16 protein-coding genes are annotated in these 22,809 nt (G+C 41.0%); 12 read left to right on the top strand and 4 right to left on the bottom strand.

Going from position 1 to position 22,809, the window contains the following annotated elements; all coding sequences use genetic code 11:
• The first annotated feature begins 22 nt into the window (after positions 1 to 22).
• The 12 genes from rfbB to AC0L4K_RS16365 all read left to right on the top strand — a co-directional run bounded on the left by rfbB (position 23) and on the right by AC0L4K_RS16365 (position 12,489).
• Complete coding sequence (rfbB, locus tag AC0L4K_RS16420; RefSeq protein WP_473267213.1) at positions 23 to 1,108, top strand: dTDP-glucose 4,6-dehydratase; 1,086 nt, start codon at positions 23 to 25, stop codon at positions 1,106 to 1,108.
• Entirely contained in the window at positions 1,105 to 2,001 is an 897-nt protein-coding gene (gene rfbD, locus AC0L4K_RS16415; protein ID WP_473267211.1) for a dTDP-4-dehydrorhamnose reductase, read from the top strand. Before rfbB ends, rfbD begins: the two co-directional genes overlap by 4 nt.
• Complete coding sequence (rfbA, locus tag AC0L4K_RS16410) at positions 1,998 to 2,873, top strand: glucose-1-phosphate thymidylyltransferase RfbA (RefSeq protein WP_473267210.1); 876 nt, start codon at positions 1,998 to 2,000, stop codon at positions 2,871 to 2,873. The genes rfbD and rfbA overlap by 4 nt, the downstream gene beginning before the upstream one ends.
• 9 nt (positions 2,874 to 2,882) lie before the next feature.
• Positions 2,883 to 3,443: a dTDP-4-dehydrorhamnose 3,5-epimerase gene (rfbC, locus tag AC0L4K_RS16405; protein WP_473267209.1), complete on the top strand. Its 561-nt coding sequence runs from the start codon at positions 2,883 to 2,885 to the stop codon at positions 3,441 to 3,443.
• A 73-nt stretch (positions 3,444 to 3,516) separates the two neighbouring features.
• Positions 3,517 to 4,848 (top strand): hypothetical protein, encoded by a 1,332-nt coding sequence (locus AC0L4K_RS16400; protein ID WP_473267208.1) that lies wholly within the window; start codon positions 3,517 to 3,519, stop codon positions 4,846 to 4,848.
• A 30-nt stretch (positions 4,849 to 4,878) separates the two neighbouring features.
• Positions 4,879 to 6,129: a glycosyltransferase family 2 protein gene (locus AC0L4K_RS16395; RefSeq protein WP_473267207.1), complete on the top strand. Its 1,251-nt coding sequence runs from the start codon at positions 4,879 to 4,881 to the stop codon at positions 6,127 to 6,129.
• Complete coding sequence (locus tag AC0L4K_RS16390) at positions 6,089 to 7,159, top strand: glycosyltransferase family 2 protein (RefSeq protein WP_473267206.1); 1,071 nt, start codon at positions 6,089 to 6,091, stop codon at positions 7,157 to 7,159. The genes AC0L4K_RS16395 and AC0L4K_RS16390 overlap by 41 nt, the downstream gene beginning before the upstream one ends.
• A complete protein-coding gene (locus tag AC0L4K_RS16385) occupies positions 7,156 to 8,088 on the top strand; it encodes a glycosyltransferase family protein (protein WP_473267205.1) in 933 nt (310 codons plus the stop codon). Before AC0L4K_RS16390 ends, AC0L4K_RS16385 begins: the two co-directional genes overlap by 4 nt.
• Positions 8,085 to 8,741, top strand: coding sequence for a capsular polysaccharide export protein, LipB/KpsS family (locus tag AC0L4K_RS16380; protein WP_473267204.1), 657 nt, complete (start codon positions 8,085 to 8,087; stop codon positions 8,739 to 8,741). The genes AC0L4K_RS16385 and AC0L4K_RS16380 overlap by 4 nt, the downstream gene beginning before the upstream one ends.
• A complete protein-coding gene (locus AC0L4K_RS16375; protein WP_473269239.1) occupies positions 8,741 to 10,087 on the top strand; it encodes a capsular polysaccharide biosynthesis protein in 1,347 nt (448 codons plus the stop codon). The genes AC0L4K_RS16380 and AC0L4K_RS16375 overlap by 1 nt, the downstream gene beginning before the upstream one ends.
• Positions 10,088 to 10,150: 63 nt before the next feature.
• The gene (locus AC0L4K_RS16370) at positions 10,151 to 10,942 is read left to right on the top strand and encodes an SDR family NAD(P)-dependent oxidoreductase (RefSeq protein ID WP_473267203.1); all 792 of its coding nucleotides are present in this window, start codon (positions 10,151 to 10,153) and stop codon (positions 10,940 to 10,942) included.
• Positions 10,906 to 12,489, top strand: a complete 1,584-nt coding sequence (locus AC0L4K_RS16365) for an LTA synthase family protein (protein ID WP_473267202.1) — start codon at positions 10,906 to 10,908, stop codon at positions 12,487 to 12,489. Before AC0L4K_RS16370 ends, AC0L4K_RS16365 begins: the two co-directional genes overlap by 37 nt.
• A gap of 22 nt (positions 12,490 to 12,511) precedes the next feature.
• Here AC0L4K_RS16365 and AC0L4K_RS16360 read toward each other — a convergent pair whose 3' ends face one another.
• Genes AC0L4K_RS16360 through AC0L4K_RS16345 form a run of 4 tightly spaced genes read right to left on the bottom strand, consistent with a single transcriptional unit; the run spans position 12,512 to position 22,680 of the window.
• Positions 12,512 to 13,345 (bottom strand): capsular polysaccharide export protein, LipB/KpsS family, encoded by an 834-nt coding sequence (locus AC0L4K_RS16360; RefSeq protein ID WP_473267201.1) that lies wholly within the window; start codon positions 13,343 to 13,345, stop codon positions 12,512 to 12,514.
• The gene (locus AC0L4K_RS16355; RefSeq protein ID WP_473267200.1) at positions 13,339 to 13,767 is read right to left on the bottom strand and encodes a capsular polysaccharide export protein, LipB/KpsS family; all 429 of its coding nucleotides are present in this window, start codon (positions 13,765 to 13,767) and stop codon (positions 13,339 to 13,341) included. Before AC0L4K_RS16355 ends, AC0L4K_RS16360 begins: the two co-directional genes overlap by 7 nt.
• A 19-nt stretch (positions 13,768 to 13,786) precedes the next feature.
• Entirely contained in the window at positions 13,787 to 15,109 is a 1,323-nt protein-coding gene (locus AC0L4K_RS16350) for an aminotransferase class I/II-fold pyridoxal phosphate-dependent enzyme (protein ID WP_473267199.1), read from the bottom strand.
• Entirely contained in the window at positions 15,109 to 22,680 is a 7,572-nt protein-coding gene (locus tag AC0L4K_RS16345) for a type I polyketide synthase (protein ID WP_473267198.1), read from the bottom strand. Before AC0L4K_RS16345 ends, AC0L4K_RS16350 begins: the two co-directional genes overlap by 1 nt.
• Positions 22,681 to 22,809 lie beyond the last annotated feature (129 nt).

The raw sequence follows: 22,809 nt of genomic DNA, 5'->3' as shown, positions 1-22,809 counted from the left end.
TTCAAGTAGGAATATTGATAGTATGGAAAAAACATTTTTGGTAACAGGTGGAGCTGGTTTTATTGGATCTGCTGTAATACGTGAATTAATTCATAATAGCACCCATCGAGTTATCAATGTCGATAAGCTAACATATGCCGGCAATTTACAATCGCTGATAACTATTGATAAAGATGAACGGTACAGCTTTATTCATCAAGATATATGTGACTATCAGGCTATGTCTAGTGTATTAGCTCAATATAAGCCTGATATTATTATGCATCTTGCTGCTGAGAGTCATGTAGACCGCTCAATTGACGGGCCTGGTGTGTTTATACAAACGAATATCATTGGTACCTATACACTACTGGAAGTTGTTAGGAGTTATTATTCATCACTTAATAGCACTGATCCTGAAAAAGCTAAAAACTTCCGATTTCACCATATATCAACAGATGAAGTATATGGTGACCTCAATAACAATGAGGATATGTTTACAGAGTCTACCCCATACTCTCCTAGTTCACCCTATTCGGCTAGTAAAGCTGGCTCTGATCATTTGGTAAGGGCTTGGCAACGAACCTATGGGTTGCCTACATTGATAACGAACTGTTCAAATAACTATGGCCCTTATCATTTTCCCGAGAAACTAATCCCGCTAACCATTTTGAATGCATTAGCAGGTAAGCCTCTGCCGGTCTACGGTAATGGTCAACAAATTAGAGATTGGCTGTATGTGGAAGATCATGCTAAAGCTTTGATCAAGGTTGCACAAGAAGGGGCTGTAAACGAGACTTATAATGTTGGAGGGCACAATGAAAAACAAAATATTGAGGTTGTTTTAACACTGTGTGATCTGCTGGATGAACTAGTCCCAACAGTTGAAAATAATGCTGTTCTGGTTAAAAGCTACCGTGATCTAATAGTCTATGTAGATGATCGGCCAGGACATGATTTAAGGTATGCGATTGATGCTAGTAAAATTGAAAGGGAGCTGGGTTGGTCGCCTGATGAAACGTTCGAAACAGGTTTAAGAAAAACTGTGCAGTGGTATCTGGATAATAAAAGTTGGTGGCAAGCGGTTTTGGATGGTAGTTATCAATGTGAGCGGTTGGGCGTTTTGTGAATATTTTTCTTACTGGAGGAAATGGCCAAGTTGGTTATGAGTTAAAGCGCAGTTTGGCTGCTTTTGGAACTGTAGACTCACCGGATAGAACATTACTGAATCTTGAAAATTCAAATGAAGTAATCGCTTATCTAGATGCTAAAAAACCTGATCTTATTGTTAATGCAGCAGCTTGGACTGCGGTAGATAAAGCTGAAGAAGAAAAAGAGAAAGCGGAAGCTCTAAATAAGAATTTACCAAAAATTTTAGCGGATTATGCTGCTAAAGAAGGTATCTGGTTAGTTCATTATTCTTCAGATTATGTTTATCCCGGTATAGGCATAGATCCGTGGACAGAAGAGGATGCGACAGGACCACTCTCTGTTTATGGCGAGTCAAAGCTACAGGGTGATATGAGTATTATTTCGTCTTCGTGTCTTCATTTGATATTTCGAACTAGTTGGGTATACAGCACTCGAGGCAATAATTTCATGAAAACAATGTTGAAATTAGCTCAAACCCGAGAATTGTTAACGGTGGTTAATGATCAGTATGGTGCACCAACTACTGCCAGGTTGATAGCGGATATTACTGCATTAGCCGTAAATAGAATTTGTCAGGCTGCTGACCTTGATTCCGGAATATATCATCTAGCATCTAGTGAAACGACTAATTGGTATGAGTTTGCAAATTCTATCTTTACTATTGCTCGTGCTAACAGCGTTGATTTAAGCATTAAAGAGGTTATTGGTATACCAACAAGTGGCTACCCCACGCTGGCGAAAAGGCCGTTAAACTCACGTTTAGCAGTAGATAAAATAGAAAATGCTTTTGGCATAACAATGCCTAATTGGCATAGTCAGTTAGTTTTAACCATGGAAGACTATCTGTGTAAGAAAGAGGGTTGGGTATGAAACGAAAAGGAATTATCTTAGCGGGAGGTAAAGGTACACGGTTATACCCAATCACGTTAGGAGTATCTAAGCAGCTATTACCTATTTATGATAAGCCTATGATTTATTATCCGATATCAATACTGATGTTATCAGGTATTCGTGAAATTCTAATCATTTCAACCCCAGAAGACCTTCCTCAGTACAAAAAGCTTTTAGGATGTGGAAGCGCGTTTGGCATTTCTTTTAGCTTCGCTGAACAACCATCACCAGACGGGTTGGCCCAAGCTTTTATCATAGGAGAGGATTTTATTGGTGAGAGCCCGGTATGTCTCGTTTTGGGAGATAATATATTTCATGGGCAGCATTTCACTGGACAATTACTGCTAGCGTCTGCGCAGGAGAAGGGGGCTACAATATTTGGTTATCCTGTTAATGATCCAGAGCGTTTCGGGGTTGTAGAGTTTGATAATGATGGTAATGCCATTTCTATCGAGGAAAAGCCACAGAAACCTAAGTCAGAATATGCGGTTACAGGATTGTATTTTTATGATAACGATGTCGTTGAAATTGCTAAAAACGTCGAACCGTCTTTACGAGGTGAGGTTGAGATAACAGCTGTTAATAATGCTTATCTCAATAGAGGAGATTTGAAAGTTGAAAAGCTAGGTCGTGGCTTTACGTGGTTAGATACTGGCACTCATGATAGCTTATTACAAGCTGGGCATTATGTTCAAACAGTTGAGCAGAGGCAAGGGCTTAAAATAGCTTGTCTTGAAGAAATTGCATGGCGCCATGGCTGGCTTGATGATGAGGATATAGTACGCCGTGGTAAGTACTTAAGTAAAACAAGCTATGGCGACTATCTTACCAACCTGCTTTCAGAGAGGTAGACGTTTTATATGAAATATGAACAGTTGAAATTAAAAGGTGTTGTATTATTAACACCTGAAGTTTTTAGTGATGAACGAGGTTTTTTTCTCGAAACCTTTCGTCAGAGTGATTTTAATGAACACTGCGGTAACTTTGTGTTCGTACAGGATAATCACAGCAAGTCCTCAAAAGGTATTTTGAGAGGTTTACATTACCAGAAGAATAACCCACAAGGTAAGCTTGTTAGAGTTACTAAAGGTGAGGTTTATGATGTGGCTGTCGACCTACGTCAGTCCTCACCAACTTTTGGTCAATGGGTGGGAGTTATTTTAAATGATATTAATAAACAGTTGCTGTGGATTCCGCCGGGTTTCGCACATGGTTTCTATGTGACAAGTGAAGAGGCAGAGTTTCAATATAAGTGTACGGACTATTACTATCCAAATGATGAGTATTCTATTATTTGGAACGATCTTAGTTTAAATATTGATTGGCCCTTATTGACTGAAAATCCTTTGATTTCTGAAAAAGATAGTAATGGTGTTTTTTTTAAGGATATCTTCTGTTTTAATCGACTACACGAATTGTAGTCTTTACTGGTGCTAATGTAATGCTGAAACGGATTTATCATGAATATAAAGAAAAATCTTCTTCAAAGCAATTTTGCCAAAAAAAATTTCTTCAAGTAAGTATGATATAGTAATTCATATTGGTGCTCCCAAAACTGGAAGCTCTGCATTGCAATCCTTTTTGTTAGATAATAGGAATTCTTTGATTGATTTTGGTTATTATTATCCAGAGCATGGATTAGATAAGAATCGAGTTTCTGGTGGTCATTCTATTATAGGGATAAACTTAATAGAAGGTGATTATAAAGCGGCAGAGCAGAAGGTTGATGAATGGGTAATGGAGGCTAAAAAAGATAACGCGTGTTTATTGTTGTCAGCTGAGTCTCTTTACTCGAAGCCTAAGATGTTAAAGAAGATAGTAGAAAATTATAAAGTAGCTATTGTTGCATATTTTCGTGATCCTGTTGAGTTACTGATTTCAAACTATAATCAATTAGTAAAGCGTCATTATGCTACTCTAACACTAAAAGATTTTGCGAGGAATGAGTGTTGTAATGATAATTTAGATGGGCCATCTGGTAAAGTTTTGGCCATTTGGCTTGAATGTTTTGGCCATGATAATGTAGTTGTAATGCCCTATGGGAAGAAGTATTTCAGAGATGGAAAAATTGAATGTTCATTTCTTGATTTTCTTGGGGTCGAAAAAAGAAATATAAAATTATTTAAGTTATATGATAAAGCGATTAATGTTAGCTATACTAGGTCGGCTCTGGAGTTTAAGAGGTTAGTTAATCATGTCTTGGACAGAGAGGATATTAAGTACGGTAATAGAATTGATTGGTGTTTGCAAAGTTACTCAGATAAAAGTAATGAAGAGGCTGTGAATCCTATAGAGCTTCTAGGGAGTAAAGTTTATTCAGAACTTGTTGATAAGTTTTCAGTTTCAAATCAATATTTGTTAAATAATTTTTTTAAAGATAATTTGGATTTTTTCTTAAAAAATACTGACGAATATAGATCAGTTCCATTCGATTATGTTAATCCAGTTTCTCTTTACAGTGTTGTTGTTGAAGCCTTTGAGAAAGATGAAGATCTTGTGGTATTTATTAGGAATAAAGTTGTAGATATTATTCTCAAAGGTCAAGCAGGTTTTTCTGTGTTGAAACTGGCTGACTTATTGGGTGTCGATGTTCCAGAGAATACTAGTATTAAAAGTTTTTTTAATAAAAATCAAAAAATAGTTATACATTCTGATAAGGCAAAGGTGCCTGACTTTTTGAGGGAAATTTCCATTTCGTTGGAAAGGCTCGGGGAGTATGAGGACGCCTATTCTGTTATTTGTAAAGCTCAGGAAATGAGAAAAGAAGGTCCTGGTATTTTAAATATAAAAAAACGATTAGAAATTAAGTTGATAGAAAGTAAGTGAATTGTTTTGTTTTCATTGTTTTGAGGAAATATGTTGAACTTAATTCGTTTTTTTTATAAATGGTTTTTTAATTTTTTATATGATTTGAAACTTACTCCTTTATCATCTCTTCGGGAATTATGCTCTGATGAGATAAAGTATGATTTCGAAGCTGTAGATAAAGATCCACAGTTCTTAGCGAACCTACTATTACCTCTTCGGGGATGGTTTATGCTTGAAGTTCACATTCAGCATAACCAACCTAGCGCCAATGTGAAATTATATCTTGATATGGGGGATGGTTTTTCTGAATCAAGTGTTTTTTCTTTACCGTTAAAAAATGGACGGGTGACTAAGCGGTTGGTGTATCTCCCATTTGGCTTAAAAAAATTGCGTTTGGATCCGCTTGAAACGACAGGATCTTTTACGGTGCGTCATGCCAAATTGAAACGGTTAGGCTCTAAATTTGCTAAAAAACGTTTAACTTCGCGATTGATTAATATGCATTATCGCTTTCGTGAACAGACATCTGATCGTGTATGGCAAACTATTAAGGATGATGCTAAAGCGAAGGGGATTACTGTTCGTGAGCATTCACTCCAGTTATATAATGAAACCTTTACTAAACGTCCTGTACGCCGAGGATACCTTGACTGGATTAAGAATGAAGAATGTCTAAAGCGTCCAGTTAACGATGAAGTAGCTAGTTATATAGACCGTTGGACTTTGTTACCTAAAATATCGATCATCGTACCCGTGTATAACACTGATGTAGATTTTCTACGAGAGTGTATTGATTCTGTTTTGGCTCAGTCTTACCAATACTGGGAACTCTGTATTGCGGATGATGCGTCCTCCAATAAAGGCGTCTGTACGGCTTTACAAGATTACGCTGCATCTGATAAACGAATCAAGGTTGTCTACCGAGATTTAAATGGTCATATTTCAGCAGCAAGTAACTCAGCACTGGAGTTAGTTACCGGAGATTATGTCGCATTACTCGACCATGATGACTGTTTATCTTCCGATGCTCTTTATCGTGTAGTCGAAGCGATAAATGAAAGACCTGATGTCAAACTATTATATAGTGATGAAGATAAAATAGATGAGCAGGGCTGCCGGTTTGATCCTCACTTTAAACCTAAATGGAATTATGATCTGTTACTCGGTCAGAACTATATATCTCATTTAAGCGTTTTGAGAACAGACATTATACGAAGGGTGGGTGGCTTTCGCGAAGGTGTTGAGGGAAGTCAAGATCATGACCTACTGCTTCTGTTGTATAGCCGATATATCAGCTGAGAATATTGTTCATCTCCCTTATATCTTATATCACTGGCGAGCGGTCGAAGGATCAACCGCATCTGCTGCTGACCAGAAAGACTACACCAGTGTGGCTGGCCTTAAGGCTGTGTCCGATTTTTGTCAATCTAATCTTATAGGTGCAAAAGCTGAGCCTGGGCTTGTGCCAAATACTTACAGGGTGCGTTGGCCGTTACCATCGCCTTTACCTATGGTGAGTCTGCTGATTCCCACACGAGATAATGTCGATATATTAAGGTGTTGTGTTGATGCGATTTTAGATAAAACCAATTATGCTAATTTTGAGGTGATAATTCTTGATAATCAGACTCGCTGTCCAGAAGCATTAGCTTACATTGACCAGGTTGTATCAGACAGCCGAGTGACGGTCATTCATTGGGATCACGCCTTTAACTATTCATCGATAAATAATTTTGGCGCGAGTCACGCTAAAGGTTCAATTATTGGGCTTGTTAATAATGATATAGAACCTATTAATCCTGACTGGCTAGATGAAATGGTCAGTCATGTGTGCCGACCTGATGTTGGTTGTGTTGGGGCTAAATTGTACTACCCCAATGAAACAATCCAACATGGAGGGGTCATTCTCGGTATAGGGGGTGTTGCTGGTCATTCACATAAATACTTTGAACGGCATGAACATGGCTATTTTTCTCGAATGCGATTAGTGCAAGAACTATCGGCAGTTACTGCCGCATGTTTGTTAGTTCGAAAGTCTGTTTTTGATGAAGTTGAAGGTTTAAATGAAGAAAATCTTGCCGTCGCGTTTAATGATGTAGATCTGTGCTTAAAAGTAAGAGAAGCCGGTTATAGAAATATTTGGACTCCTTATGCCGAGCTTTACCATCATGAGTCTGTTTCTCGTGGGGCGGATGATTCAACAAAAAAACGGAAAAGAGCACAACGGGAAGCAGCTTACATGCGTCAACAGTGGGGAGAACAGTTAGATCATGATCCTGCATATAACCCCAATCTAACGTTGGTCCATGAGGATTTTTCTCTACGATGAATAGTGAATCGCAGGTGGCCTTTATTATTGAAGAATCAGTAAATCCGTCATCTGATTTCTTTGTTGTGCCTGAATTACAGCGACGTGGCTATGAAATAAGACGTTTTGGTTTCAACTTTTTTCCGAAGCCTGAAGAGCTTAGTGGAAAGGTTCTGGTTTTTGTTCGTTATGTACCCAAAAATTGGAAGTTATTTGTCGATCGTTTTGGAGCGAAAATACAACAGTTAATCTACTTCATGGATGACGACCTATTTCGGTTTAGTTCTTTATCGGGGCTGCCTCTTCGATACCAGGTTAAATTAATACGATATGCTTTGTTTTCCCAGTCATGGTTAAAAAAATATAATGTAGAATATTGGGTGAGTACTCCATATCTACAATCGGCTTATCAGTCTTTAAAACCAGAGTTGATATTGCCAACACCCATGAAGCAAACTAATAAACCTGTGACGGTTTTTTATCATGGGTCAGCTTCTCATAACGCCGAATTAAGATGGTTATTGCCTGTTATAGAAGAAGTCTTATGTGCTCGGAATGATATAATCTTTGAAGTAATAGGTAATGCTGAGGTTCGTAAATTGGTACGCGGGATATCCCGTGTTAATCTATTACAGCCAATGAAGTGGATTTCATATCAAGGCTTAATTGCTAGAGGAGGGCGTGATATTGGGCTTGCTCCTTTGCTTGATAGCCCCTTTAATCGGGCGAGATCATATACTAAATTTTTTGACATAACGGCCGCAAAAAGTGTGGGAGTTTATGCAAATAATGAAGTTTATACGTCAGTGGTAAAGCACGAATACAATGGGATGCTCGCTTCAATGGAACATTCAGAATGGATCAATATGATACTGATGCTTATCGATGATGTAGATAAGCGACGCAACCTGCTGGCGGCCGCTATGACTGACTATAACCGGTTATTATGAAAAAGAAGTTAGTAGGTGTTTTTTCACAAGGTATTTCTCGAATTCCTCATTTAAGTACACTGTTGGATGCTGAGATTATTCGTTTAAAACCTCTTTGCAGAGCTAAATGTGACTTTATTGCAGGGTGGGGGCTTAAACCTAGCTCATCAAAAGCTCGTCATTTTGCTCAGTCACAAGATATTCCTTATCTTAGTCTAGAGGATGGTTTTGTTCGTTCTCTTGGACTTGGTGTTAATCAAACTCCTCCCCATAGTTTGATCGTTGATTCTACTGGGGTATATTATGATGCTACTCGTCCGAGTGATCTTGAAAGTTTTGTAATTAACACAGTTTTTAGTATTGAGTTACTTCAGCGTGCTAAAAAATGTATTGATCTACTAAAACTCCACAGATTATCAAAATATAATCATGCTCCTGATATTACTCTTTCTCACTCAGAGTGTCAGCCTAAAGTTTTAGTTGTTGATCAAACGGTGGGTGATGCTTCGGTTAAGTATGGGCTGGCAGATGCCAGTAGTTTTATTCGTATGCTTGATGTTGCTATAGAAGATAATCCTAATGCTGAGATATATGTTAAGGTTCATCCTGAGGTTATTGCGGGTCATAAACAAGGCTATTTGTACGCTGAAGCAAAAAAAGAGGTTGTACGTTAATTTCACAGGATATTAACCCTTGGTCTATATTTGATATCGTTCAGCGCGTTTATGTAGTCACAAGTCAACTTGGTTTTGAGGCATTGATTGCAGGAAAGGCAGTTAGTTGCTTTGGTATACCGTTCTATTCGGGATGGGGGCTTACAAACGATCAATATAAATCCGATAGACGAGAAGTAAAACGAACGTTAGAAGAGGTTTTTGCAGCAGCTTATTTGCTTTACTGTCGATATATCAATCCATATACAGGTCAGCGTTGTGAGCTTGAAGATACGATCAGGCTGATTAGCGATCAGAAACGTCAACTAGATTCTTTTAATGGTAGGTGGTTAGGGGTTGGTTTTGCAAGGTGGAAGCGTAAATTTGTACCAGGTTTTCTTGGTAAGAACTCCACTATTCGTTTTTTTACTCAGGCAGAAAAAAGTAGAGGCGCTTTACATTCTGGCCGTTATCAGCAGGTTTTAATTTGGTCTTCGAATGTAGAAATACATCAATATTTAAGGGAGTATTCAGCAAACGTTTCTATTGGCTTTATGGAAGATGGCTTTGTTCGTTCAGTTGGTTTAGGGGCTGATTTGATCACGCCTATTTCATTGGTAATTGATCGCTCGGGAATTTATTACGATCCCAACACTGCTTCTGATTTAGAAGAGATGCTGGAATCTAAAGTTTTTACTGATGACAGTTTAGAACGTGCTCGTGGTTTGATTAAGTGCCTCGTGAATCTCAAATTAAGCAAGTACAATGTAGGTTACTCAACATCAGTTAACTTGCCAAATGAACAGCGGATAATTTTAGTTCCTGGCCAAGTAGGGACAGACGCTTCGATTATGCGTGGTTCCCCTGTGATTAAGTCTAATTATGATTTATTAAAAAAAGTACGCCATGATAACCCCGAAGCATTTTTGATTTATAAGCCTCATCCGGATGTTTTAGCAGGGGCTCGCTTGGAAGGAGAAAGTTGTGGTGGGCTTTATGATTTACAGGTGACTGATATTTCGATGGCGGACCTATTAGAGGAAATTGATGAAGTGCATACACTGACATCGTTGACCGGTTTTGAAGCTCTGCTACGCGGTAAAAAAGTATATACCTACGGTCTTCCTTTTTATGCCGGATGGGGATTGACCCATGATTATCTTAGCTGTCCCCGTCGTAGTAGGCAACTAACATTGGATCAGCTAGTAGCGGCTACTTTGATTTACTATCCATTGTATGTGGACCCAGCTAGTGGTGATCATATTAATGTAGAAACTGCATTAGAGTTATTACATAAATATCGTCAACAGCCTCTCAAAGTATCATTAGCAACTAGAATTTGGAAGAGGGTTCGTCAACCTATCTAATGACGTGGGTTTTCTCTTGAGACTAACTGCTGAGACGTTTAACACAAGAATAGGGCTGTAATATTGATAGTTAATGATAATCCGAACTCTCACTCTCAAGTGATACTGATTACGGGAGCTACGGGCTCAATAGGCGGAGCCTTAGCTAAGTCTTATGCTGAAAACGGTGTTTTACTTCATCTTCATGGTCGTAATGAAATATTACTAAATGAGTTAGCAAGTGAGTGTCGGCATCGTGGTGCCAAAGTAAGTATACATAGGACCAACTTATTAGACTCTGTCGCCCTTCGCTGTTGGTTGGAAGAACTTGATAAGAGCAGTCCTTTAGATGTTTTTATCGCCTGCGCTGGCATTAATATCAATATTGGTAGTGATTTTTCCGGTGAGCAGCTTGATGAAATGGAGGCATTACTAGATCTTAATGTTAAGGCAACACTGTTAATGACAGGGCAGATTGCTATGTGTATGCGTCAACGGAGAAGAGGTCAAATAGGTTTGATGAGCTCGCTTGCCGGTTATTATGGTTTGCCTATAACTCCAAGCTATAGTGCAAGTAAAGCAGCGATTAAGGCTTACGGAGAGGCTTTAAGGGGGTGGTTAGCTGCTTACAATGTTAATGTTACCGTTATTATGCCCGGTTACGTTGACTCAGTGATGTGTTCTGAAATGCCTGGTCCTAAACCTTTTTTGTGGCAGCCTGATAAAGCCGCTGCGATTATTTGTCGCGGTATTTCCGCTAAGCGTGCTCGTATATCTTTTCCTTTTCCACTTAACCTTGGTTGTTGGTTTTTATCTGTATTACCTTCAGCGGTTTCTGCATGGATTTTAAAACGTTTGAAATACACGGGGCAGTGATGTTATTTAATGGAATGGAGATTAACGTATTCATTGAAAATGTTTTTGTGGCTGGGTTATTTGGCATCTGTATCTCATTTCTAATTGAGTTTTTGTTGTTGGTACCACGTTGTTGTATCCGGCTACAACGAGGTGCTATTGTTTATCTCGTTCATAGTGGTAGCTGGTTAAGTTTTTTCTTTGTTTGTCTGCTGTTATTTCAACGGCCGTGGTTTGCTATGTTATTGGCAACTTCTCTACAACTGTTGTTAATGGCCGTTAATTTCGTTAAATACCGTTCACTTAGAGAGCCATTTATCTTACAGGACTTCGAGTATTTTTCGGATATGTGTTTACATCCTCGTCTTTATTTACCATTTTTTGGTATATGGAATGCGATCATAGGATGTCTATTGTTTAGCATACTTGTTTATATCGCGTTATCGCTTGAAGTATCGTTACTGCTGGTTACTGAGACAGGGATGTTTTTTGGGTTAACGCTAACGATGGGGCTAGGTTTTTTTCTTGTTACATATTTTGCAGCGAAATATTTACCAGAGCCTTGCTTGCATCCTATTGACGATCTTCGTCAAATGGGGTTGTTTTCGTCATTTTGGTGCTACTTTATAGCTCTTGGCCGCTCTGCTAACTTAACCGTCCAGCCAATATATCAACAAGATTATTCGACGCTTAAAAAAGATGCTCTAGCTGATTTATTTGTTGTGCAAAGCGAGTCTTTTTTTGATCCTCGATTAAGCTTTAGTTCGGTGCGCCAAGATGTGTTACAACACTATGATCGGATTGTGAGTGAATCATTATTTTCAGGGCAAGTGGTCGTGCCTGCTTGGGGAGCGAATACAGTTCGTACTGAAAGTTCTTTTTTGACGGGGCTTAATTCATTAGATATGGGTATTCACCAGTTTAACCCATATTGGTATTTAGCCCGTCACTCTTTACCGAACTTAGTGTCTCAGCTTAAATCATTAGGATACAAAACGATCTGTATTCATCCTTATCCTGCTGCGTTTTATCACCGTAATGTGGTATTCCCAATATTAGGTTTTGATCGGTTTATCGATAGCAGCGGTTTCACCGCAGAACAGAAAGATGGGCAGTATGTTAGTGATAGAGCTGTTGCGGATAAACTGAAAGAAATAACTGAAAACGAAACAGCTCCGTGCTTTGTGTTTGTCATAACTATGGAGAATCATGGGCCGTTACATCTTGAAACAAGTGCTGGAATTGACACTGATTCTCTCTATTATGAGACTCCACCGGCAGAAGCAAGCGATTTAACTGTTTACTTAAAGCATCTTAAAAATGCTGATAGCATGATCGACCAACTGACGAAATATCTTAGTTCAAGAGAACGAGATAATTTTCTTTGTTGGTATGGTGACCATGTACCGGTGATGACCAAGGTATATAAGCACATGGGTGAACCTGTTGCAGAAACACCTTGTTTTATTTGGTCTAATCGAATGATGCCTGACACCAAGAATAGTCAGATCATTGATATCGATCAGCTATCGGTTGAGCTGTTTACACGATCTATAGTGAGTCGCTGATGAATAAAATAGTTATTTGAAATCAAGCATTGTTTTTGGACGGCGGGTATTGCCTTAAAAGGCTTTGTAACGGTGATTCTGGCATCAATAAACGCTTGATCGCGGAGTCAACACCGATTTTTATTCCCTCATTGGAATAAAAACCACCATTAATCTGTGTAGTATAACGAACTATTTTTCGATAATGATGGAAGAGCCTCATATTAGGCCGTTCGGTATCCTTCCAAAACTGGTCTAGGGTACAGCTAGATGTAAGACCTGGGATGTTATATATGGCATCAGCCAGCGCTATTGTTCTGCATTTATGAACGATTGAGGATGTTCCTACAGTACTATTGACCACAATGGTTCCTTGGCAATGATCCAATAATGTTGGTAAATGGCCACTTTCCAAGTAGAGGGTTCTGTTGCATATATTTAGTATACATTCTAATCGTTTGATTAATTTTTTAAAATTAGTAAAACCTGTATCTAGAGGGTGATTTTTTATCACGAGTACACTGTCTTTAGGTGCATGATTGGCAAAAGATACCATTGTGAGTTCTATCACTTCTGCCATGGATGAAAAAGGGGAATGGATCGCGACCTGGCTATCACTATCAAGTTGTAGTGGTAGTAAGAAGTAGGGTGATTGGTTTTTAATCAGTGTTTGGATTGAACATACATCTTTTTTTTCATAGCGGGGCATAAAGCCCAGTCTACAAGCCCAGCCAGAGAGTTCTATGCCTGAAATAAAGGGACGATGAGTTTTGTAACCAGGATAAAATATTGGATTAAATAGCCCCGGGAGATGATAACCGATCTCATGCCGTGCCAATAATGAAACGGGATTTTTAACGGGTATTCCCTCTACCAAAGGGGGAGTTTAGGGCCGACGGCCATATACCAAAGAGGATCTTTAGGAAGAGATGAAAAACCGTTGATACCGTTTTCCTCTAACGTTAAAAAGTTTGGTCTTAGATAGCCTTCCTCAAAAATATGTAATCTGATACTGTGTTTTTTTGACAGAGAAACTGCAGGTGCATTTACAGGTCTAGTATCGCCTACCATGATAATGTCAGTGATACTATATTGGAGTAGTTTTTTCTCAAGCCATATGGGTAATTTGGTAATATTACTGCGAAACTGGAATGAGGATTTATTACGCCAATAACAATAGTCACCCATGTTAAAGTTTACTCGATAGACTTTAGCTCCCATCTCTAATAGTTTATCACCAAGGCGCGAAAAGAAAGGACTCGTAGGCCCTTGCAGAAAGATAAAACTTCGGTTGATCATTTACGTGACGGCCTTAAACTTACAAAAGGGTCGTGAGAGTATTTAATGTTTTGTCCACTTGCTCTTTTGTATGTTCGCACGACAAAAAGAAACGTAATCGAGCGCTTTTTTCAGGCACGGCAGGGTAGAGAATCGGTTGCACATTGATACCTTGATCGAAAAGTGCAGATGATATTTGTGCGGCTTTAACTGAGCTGCCCAGAATAATGGGAATAATAGCAATTCCTTTGCTTTCACCGATGTTCAATTTTAATGCTTTAGCCTTATGAATAAAATAGTCTGATATTGAATGTAAACGATCTACCCTGCTGGGCTCTCGCTCCATTATTTCTAATGATTTAATAGCTGCTGCGGCTATAGGGGCGGGTATTCCCACGCTATAAAGAAAGCCAGGAGATAGGTGACGTAGGTTTTCCACTAGAGCGGACTCGCCGGCAATAAATCCTCCGCAGCCTGAGAGCGCTTTACTGAGCGTACCCATCCATATATCAACATCTGCTGCGGGGACCTGTGATAACTCCCTTAGGCCTTTGCCTGTTTTACCAAGTACTCCAAAAGAGTGGGCTTCGTCTACCATGAGAAATACGCGATATTGTCGCTTCAGTTCGACTAAGCGCTTTAGGTCTGGAAAATCACCGTCCATACTATATAAGCCTTCAACGACAATCACGACTCTTTCAAATTGATGGCGTTTTTCTTGTAGTAGTTGCTCTAATGCGGCTAGATTATTGTGTGGGAATGAGAGCCGTCTGGCACCGGATAGCTGTGCACCTACAATCGCGCTATTGTGGGTATATTCATCATGAATGATTAGATCCTTAGCTCCAAATAGATAACCAAGCGTGGATACATTTGTCGCATGCCCGCTCACATAAACAACAGCATCCTCAACGCCATAGGCTTTTGCCAGTGCTTGTTCTAATTGTTGGTGTATAGGACGTTCGCCAGCCACAATTCGACTAGCGGATACTGATGTTCCATATTTCTCCAATGCCTCGGTTGCAGCCTGATTAACTTCTGGGTGACCTGATAGGCCAAGGTAATTATAACTGGCGAAATTTATCAATTCCCTATTATTAATGATTGTTGTCGCGCCAGCGATACCTTCGTGCACCCGAAAAAAAGGGCTTTTAACACCGAGTTGTTCTGCCCCTTTATTCATTATTTGCATCTGAATATAACCCGGGTGCTGATCAAAACGATAAAACTTATCCGGGACCGCCGTTTTTTCAATAGCCACTAAGGGTTTAGCTGCATCAGTTTCCACATGCTTAAGTTTTCGCTGCAGAGCTTGCTGAATCAATTTTTGTTTTAGGTCACTTGTTAATTTTTTCGCAACCATTAGTGTTTCACTCGGTCTTGTTTGTCTGTTTGCTCTAGTGAACTGAGGATGTTATTGGCTATTTTGTTATTACTTTCCCCGTGTTGCGCGACGACTTTTTCGACAATAGCTTGAGTTTCCGATTCTGCTTTGGCGTTTTTATTATTTGCCAGATCAATAATCTTATCGGCTAACTGTGATAGTTTGGGGGTTTCAGTGAGTGCCATAACAGGTACTTTAATGCCAATTTTAGATTCTAGGGCAGTCATTAGTTCGACACCCATCAGAGAGTCCATCCCCATATCATAGATAGATTTTTCAGGGCTAATTTTACTTGTAGAAATCATGAGTATCTCACTGAGCTCATGAGTTAAAATATCGACAATTGCTCCATGGAACTCGGTCTGACTCATGGTTCGCATCATCTCTTCGAGGTCGAGGATATCATCCTCATTTTGTTCCGCTTCATTGGCGGTAAGTGCAAGCTCTCTGAACTTGTTATGGGAGGCTGTTGGTAAAAAACGGCTAAGTGCATGCCAGTCAAGTTCCAACACTCCCAGTTGTTGGCTCTGTGTGACAATCATCTGTTCCAAAAGATCTAGTGCCGTATCGGAATTAAGTGCGTTGCCGCCGAGCCGGTTTTGTAGTGCATCTTTTATTTCAGTGTTTCGCGATAGGAAACCGACATCATCAATGGCACCCCAGCGAACGCATGTTGCTGGTAGCTGTAAGGCTTGACGAGTTGCCGTTAGCGCTTCAAGCCAATGATTGGCTGCAACATAGGCTGCTTGCCCTGGGTTTCCTAGCAAGGTTGTTACTGAGGAGTAGAGAATGAAAAATTCGAGCTCCAGTTTGCGCGTTAATTCATCAAGATACTGGGCTCCACGTAATTTGGCCGCCATACTGGTTTCTATCTGATTCGTATCAAGATTACGAATTAGACTATCATTTATCACTGTGGCGGCATGCACGACGCCTCTAAGAGGAGGCAATTGTTTACCACACAGGTTGATGGTAGCTTCTAATGATTCTTTATTGGTCACATCACAGGCGACAATATGCACATTTATCTCATTGGCTTGGCAATTGGCTAGGAAGTCAGTTGCTTCTTCTGACGAACCGCCACGACGACTCAGGAGGATGAGTTGTTTAGCGCCTTTTTCGACCAACCATTGAGCTGTTTTAAGCCCAAAGCCACCTAGGCCTCCTGTAATGAGGTAACTACCCTGCGGGTCCAAGCTCAATGATTGCTTATGGTCAGTGCTGGCAGCTAGGAAGGTGTCAGGGGTTAAGCCTTCATCATAGGTAACAATGATCTTACCTATCTGTTTTGCCTGTTGCATGTAGCGAAATGCATCGACGACTTGATGTGCGTTAAACTGCGTATAAGGTAAAGGAAAAAGTATTTCTTGGTTGAAAAGTTCTAATACCTCAGTGAATAAGCGGCTTGTTAGCTCAGGTCTTTCTTGTTGTAACTGGTCTGCATCAATACCGAAATAGCTAATATTGTTGCGGAACGGGCGTAACCCAATGGGGGTGTTTTCATAGAAGTCACGTTTGCCCAGTTCTAGAAAACGTCCAAAAGGTTTAAGGGCCCGAAAATTCTGATTGATTGCTTCTCCCGCGAGGGAATTTAATACCACATCGACGCCTTTACCATCATCGGTATCTTGTAGTATCTGTTCTGCAAAAGTTAGTTCACGGGAGTTGTAGATACGTTTTGACGGAATTCCCATTAATTTAAGGAAATCCTGCTTTTCGTTGGAACCGACAGTGGCATAAATTTCTGCCCCAAGCCATTGAGCTATTTGTATTGCTGCGATGCCCACACCGCCTGCAGCGCCGTGAATTAATACTTTCTCACCAGGTTGCAATCTAGCTAGGTGATGAAGTGCATAATAAACGGTTAGGAATGTTGTCGGAATGGTTGCTGCACTTTCATAACTAAGGCTGGTTGGTATGCGAGCAATGGAATAACTAGTGGCCATTATGCGATTGCTAAAGCATGCGGCGCCAAAACCAACGACGTCGTCACCAATGCTAAATGTATCTACGTGCTTACCTGTTTTAATGATCTTACCAGCGAATTCTAAGCCCATTGTTGCGCCGGCAAAGCCGTTTTCGATTGCTTCATCGGATAGCAGACCCAATGCATACATGATGTCTCTAAAGTTAAGGCCTGTGGCTTTGACTTCGATTTCTACTTCATCATCATTAAGGTCTCTGGTCGGTCGTGACTGCCATTGTAGATTTCTTAACTGACCAGGAAGCTCAAAACCTAATGATATAAGTTTGGCCTCTGAAGTTTGTTCTAATACAGGGAACGTTTCTCGGCGTAAGCGCGGCGCGAAGCGCTGTCCCTGTTCAGCTATAAATAATTCATGTTCATTTGAGGGGGATTGTAACTCCGCAAGGAGTGCGTCTAGAGACAGGCTATTAAGCGTGTTAGGCAAGTCGATCAGGTGAACCTGATTACTCAGTGATTCATTCATCAGAGTGCGGCCAAAGCCCCAAAGAGCAGCATCTGCAGGTGTTTGCGTCGTTGGTGTTGTTTCGATTGCCTGATCACAAGGAAGCGTTGCACCTACCCCTTGAGTGACTATCCAGACTTCAGCAGTATTATTAATCGCTTCTAAGGTTTGTAACACATCTGTTGCTTGACTGCATCGAAGTGTTTGGCTTACGAGTGGGTCTGTATTATTACCCAGCTGCTGTAACAATATAATTCTAGAAACGGGTCTATTAACCTGCTCGGCTGCAAGTATTATGTTTGTCAGTTCATCTGCTGTCTCGTATGTGCAGGTGGTTGCCGGATGTCGGCTGCTGATACGAGCGGCTAGGTCTGTTTCTTTCTGATGATCGTCGGCAATGATCAACCACTGGTTACCCGTTTCTGTTTCTTGAGGTTTTATTTCGTGGCTTGAGAAAATTCCGCTGATCAGAAAAAAGCTACTGTCCTGTGCTTCTGTTGATAATAATCGTAAATCGGAGAACGATTGTTTTTCAAGGGTGGTTAACCATTGCTTACCAGACACTTGTACTGATTGGTTATCAACCCACCAGTCTTGGTTGCGACCAAGTGCAAAATCTAACCAGAATGATGGTTGCATGCCACAAATTAAGATGGTGGCATTATCCGCGAGTAGTGGTTTGATTTGCTGCAGTTGTTGTAGGCAGTTATCGGTTTGATAATCATCAAAAGTTAATAAAAGCAATTGATAGGGGGCCACTGCTTCGGTTTGGTCTAGCGCTGTTGACATAGCTAGCGGGTAGTGCTCACGTAGGTGGTCAACACTTTCTAAAGCCTCTTCATTATTGCTAGCGAAGGTGTAATCTGCAATATCAAAGTTGATTGCAGAACAGAGGCTATGACCGTAATGGCATTGCGATGAGGCAACTTCGAGAATTCGGAAACGTTGACCCGGTTGTAAGCTGTTTTGTTGCTCTGTGACTAAATTTTTCAGTGCGTGAGAGATTACTGGATAGGTCGTTTGAGTTAATAAATCTTTGAATAAACGTAGGTAACCTTCATGATTCGGCGCCTCATTTGAGAGCTCATCTGGTGTTAAATCACTCGTTTGATCAGTGGGTCTAAAGAAGCTTTCTAGCAATAGTGATGTTCTTCCTGCTAAGTGGGTAGCCGAGAAAAACTCAGGATAGTCACGGAGCAAAGCGTTCCAAATAAGATTGCTGTTAATCTCGGGCTCGTTAAAGTCCGGGGTAAGGGCGAAGCCGTCATCCGTCTTTGTCAGAACATTGTATTCACAGGCTGATTTCAAGAATTGACCGCGAATATTGCTATTATTGGGGTCTTGTAAATTCAGTACTTCTATATCCTCAATGGACAAGTTTTGTTTTGTACTTATCACCGAACGCATCGCTTCAGCCATGGCAAGTGTCATCATGCTTTCAAGCAGCGGAGCAACTTCATTATTATAGCGGTGAATGCTATGTTGCTTTTCTTGATAAGCATCACGAATAGCGTGATTCAGAGGTGTCAATATAGATGTTTTATTGTCCGATTTAAGTGGAGTCGGCGTCAGGTGGTAATTAAGGAATTCAATATCATGAGCGTCTGCTTTATAAAGGCGTACCGCTTTAAAACGCACACCTTCAAGTACTGCGATGGTGCTTCCCGTAGCATCGAACAGCTCAATGTTAGTCAGCAATGAATGCGGGGCTTTACGTGTTAATTTTAGCCGGACAAGGGTGGGTTGAGTACCCGCTTGTCGGTTGATCAGAATACGATCTGCTCTGGCGGGTATAAAGGCCGTCCCTTTATGTTTTGAAAGCTCACTTGTTAGGAAGTGAATGACTAGCTGTATAGCACTGTCGAGCATCCCCGGATGGAGCAAGTATTGGCTGGCTGTTGAGCTTATGGATTCAGGTATTTCTAACTCGGCTAGAATTTCATTTTCCTGCAACCAGCCTCGCTTCACAGCACTAAATACCGGGCCATACTGAAGTCCTGCGAGTAACGCTAGTTGCTGATGGCTTGATGCATCAAAATCAGGCATTGAGCTCGGTAAAACGGGTGCCGTTTGCTGCAAAGCTTGCCCTGTTGTTTGGTGAACGGCACGGGCCTTACAGTTTTGTGTCCATTGATCTGTAACAGTAAAACTTCGGCTGCAAATACGAATTTCGCCGGAAACTGGATTTACCTGAGTTTGTACAACTTTACTTTGACCGTCCTCTAATATTAATGGGCCTAAGATTTCAAACTCTTCGATCTCGACAGTGTCTTGCTGACGGCACTGATCTGCAGCATTTAGCGCTAGTTCAATAAATCCGGCACCAGGATAAACAACGCTGTCGCCAACCTGGTGATCTGCCAACCAAGGCATGCGCGTCGTATCGAGCTGGCTTTCCCAGAGCAATGGACGATGTGGAACTGGCGCGCCAAGTAATGGATGAATTGAATGACGGTTGAGTAATTGTTGAGATTCTACCGTTGTCGGATACCAATAATCTTCATGCTGCCAAGCATAGAGAGGTAAGGCTAGTCGTTTTCCTACATGCGGGAACCATGGCTTGAGGTCAACAGCCCCAGCCATAAAGAGGCTCGCAACACATTGCTCTAACTCCCGGGCTGTTCCGTTGTTACGTGTGATGGTTGGAATCATTCTAGCGGCAATATTATGCTGCCTAATCTGATCTTGCTGATAGCTTCGTAGCACCGGATGAGCACCGATCTCAACAAAACAGTTGTGTCCTTGATTCAGCAGGTAATCAACTGATTGTTTGAATAGAACGGGTTTTCTGATGTTCCGCCACCAGTAGTCAGCGTCGAGCTGTTCGCCTTCAATCGGACTGCCAGTGACAGTCGAAATATAAGTGATGGTATTTGGTTGTGGTGCTATGTCTGCAAGAGAGTGCCGAAGTGGCTGCTCAATAGGGTCCATCAGCGGGCTATGAAACGCATAGTCCAATGGTAAACGAAGGTTAAATGTGTTTTTGTCACTTAGTAGCTGTTCTAGCGTTTCAAGCTGCAGAGGGGCTCCGGCAAGGGTGACCCCTTTATGACTATTGTCACCTGCAAGATATACTCTAGAAAAGCGAGGTTGTAGCAAGTACTCTTTGGTTTCTTCTGCACCGATTGCTGCAGCGGTCATTGCTCCCTGACCCTTTGTTTTACCTTGGTATAAGCTTCGGAAGTAAATAACTTTTACCGCATCCTGCAAAGATAAAGCACCGCAGGCCCAAGCCGCGGCAACTTCTCCAACGCTGTGTCCTGTGACAGCTACGGGAGTTATGCCTAGATGCCGTAAGTGTTCGGTTATCCCCACTTGAATGGCAAAGAGAGCAGGTTGAGCTATCTCTGTATACTCAAAACGATCGCTGCCGTTTAGACCTTTTATTTCGTTTATCAGTGAGAAATCAGCAAATTTTGAAAATAGCGCATCGGTTTCGGCGATAGATTGTGCAAATACGGCTGATGATTCCAGTAATGCTTTGCCCATCGTTTCCCATTGGCAGCCATTACCTGAATAGACAAACACAGGTCCAGGTGATGTTGTTAGTCCATTGCCCGTATAGACCTGATTGGTTTTATCATCTGTATTTTGAATAAAATGATTTAACTTATCGACTGCTTCATCACTATTTTTGGCAAACAGGAAAATAGCGTCGTCGTAACGCTCTTTTTGTTGATTGTAGTTCCAGGCGACATCGTAGAAATCAGTGTTCTGATTGTGTTTCAGGTATTCAATCAGGCGAGTTGTATTATCATTACGCGCTTGTGTACTTTTACCACTTACCATGATGGGGAGAGGTACGGATGTTGTCGGATAAGCGTTCTGCTTATCTGGCGTAACAGTATTGTCGTCACTTTGTAAAATGACGTGAGCATTGGCGCCACCAAAGCCAAAGGAATTGATCCCGACGGTGAGTATTCCTTGATCTTTTAGGGGTAATAGTTGATCAACAACCTGAATGTTCCACTCATTAAATTTGATCTCAGGGTTTGGCGTCTTCATACTGATAGTCGCCGGGACCGCTCTATGTTTCAAAATCAGTAATGATTTCACTAAACTGGCAACGGCAGAAGCTGTTTCAAGATGTCCTAGGTTGCTTTTAACTGAACCGATGGGAAGTGGTGAGTTTCTTTTCTGTCCGATGGCGGTACCAATCGCACGTGTTTCTATAGGGTCGCCGACTGGCGTACCAGTGCCGTGTGCTTCTATATAATCAATCTGGTCTGGAGTGATTCCCGCTTTTTGACAAGTTTGCTCCATCAGCACTATTTGAGATTGGCAAGATGGGATTGTGATACCTGATTTGTTACCGTCAGTATTAACGGCAGAAGCCGCAACCACTGCCAGAATTGTATTTCCGTCGGCTTTGGCTTGATCGTAATCTTTCAATAGGAAAACGCCACCGCCTTCGGAGCGTACATAGCCATTAGCTGATTCATCAAATACTTTACAGCGGCCATCCGGTGACAACATGGTTGCCTTGGCAAAAATAATAAAGCCAAAAGGATGTAAATGCAGGCTTATGCCGCCGGTTAAGGCCGTTGTTGTTTCGCCGCTCAGAATTGACTGGCAGGCTTGGTGGAATGCAACTAAAGTTGATGAACAGGCCGTATCCATCGAGATACTGGGACCTTTTAAATCGAAAGTATAGGATATACGATTTGAGGCAATGCTGGATGTGTTTCCGGTTGCTGTTGATGAGGTGATGACACTCAGGTCATCACTCATTCGATATGAGTAATCGGTACTTGATATACCAAAGAAAACCCCGGTATCGCTTTTTCTCAGACTTGACGCTTTTATTCCAGCATGCTCAATTGCTTCACTGGTCATTTCTAATAGGTGGCGTTGCTGAGGATCCATGACCGATACTTCGCGAGGCGATATACCAAAGAATTCAGCATCAAATCCAGCAATATTACCCAGTGTCCCTGCTTTAAAAGTGTAACTAGTGCCAGGGTGTTGCTTATCAGGGTGCAGGAAACTATCAAATGACCAGCGATCAGGGTCAACCTCGGTTATGAGGTCTTTTCTATCAATAAGGTCTTGCCAAAAAGTCTCGTTGGAGGTTTGAGGCAGACGAAATGAGTAACCAATAAGAGCAACGCGTTTATCCATGCTGAGTAATCATGTCCATTTAAGCATATAGATGAATGGCTTATTCTAAAGGAAATACCCTCCCAATATAAGAGTGAGAACTTTAAGGAAGCCTACTTTCGTTGCTGTTTCTTGATGCTATATCTATTC

The sequence above is a fragment of the Amphritea sp. GJ51-11 genome, assembly GCF_055808735.1.
This window is presented reverse-complemented; position numbering and strand designations above follow the sequence as displayed.

Excerpts from the sequence above, each read along its gene's own strand:
- rfbC (WP_473267209.1), top strand. The coding sequence starts at position 2,883 with ATGAAATATGAACAGTTGAAATTAAAAGGTGTTGTATTATTAACACCT.
- AC0L4K_RS16355 (WP_473267200.1), bottom strand. The coding sequence starts at position 13,767 with ATGATCAACCGAAGTTTTATCTTTCTGCAAGGGCCTACGAGTCCTTTC.
- AC0L4K_RS16365 (WP_473267202.1), top strand. The coding sequence starts at position 10,906 with ATGGATTTTAAAACGTTTGAAATACACGGGGCAGTGATGTTATTTAAT.
- rfbB (WP_473267213.1), top strand. The coding sequence starts at position 23 with ATGGAAAAAACATTTTTGGTAACAGGTGGAGCTGGTTTTATTGGATCT.
- AC0L4K_RS16380 (WP_473267204.1), top strand. The coding sequence starts at position 8,085 with ATGAAAAAGAAGTTAGTAGGTGTTTTTTCACAAGGTATTTCTCGAATT.
- AC0L4K_RS16345 (WP_473267198.1), bottom strand. The coding sequence starts at position 22,680 with ATGGATAAACGCGTTGCTCTTATTGGTTACTCATTTCGTCTGCCTCAA.
- AC0L4K_RS16395 (WP_473267207.1), top strand. The coding sequence starts at position 4,879 with ATGTTGAACTTAATTCGTTTTTTTTATAAATGGTTTTTTAATTTTTTA.
- rfbA (WP_473267210.1), top strand. The coding sequence starts at position 1,998 with ATGAAACGAAAAGGAATTATCTTAGCGGGAGGTAAAGGTACACGGTTA.
- AC0L4K_RS16385 (WP_473267205.1), top strand. The coding sequence starts at position 7,156 with ATGAATAGTGAATCGCAGGTGGCCTTTATTATTGAAGAATCAGTAAAT.
- AC0L4K_RS16390 (WP_473267206.1), top strand. The coding sequence starts at position 6,089 with ATGACCTACTGCTTCTGTTGTATAGCCGATATATCAGCTGAGAATATT.
- AC0L4K_RS16350 (WP_473267199.1), bottom strand. The coding sequence starts at position 15,109 with ATGGTTGCGAAAAAATTAACAAGTGACCTAAAACAAAAATTGATTCAG.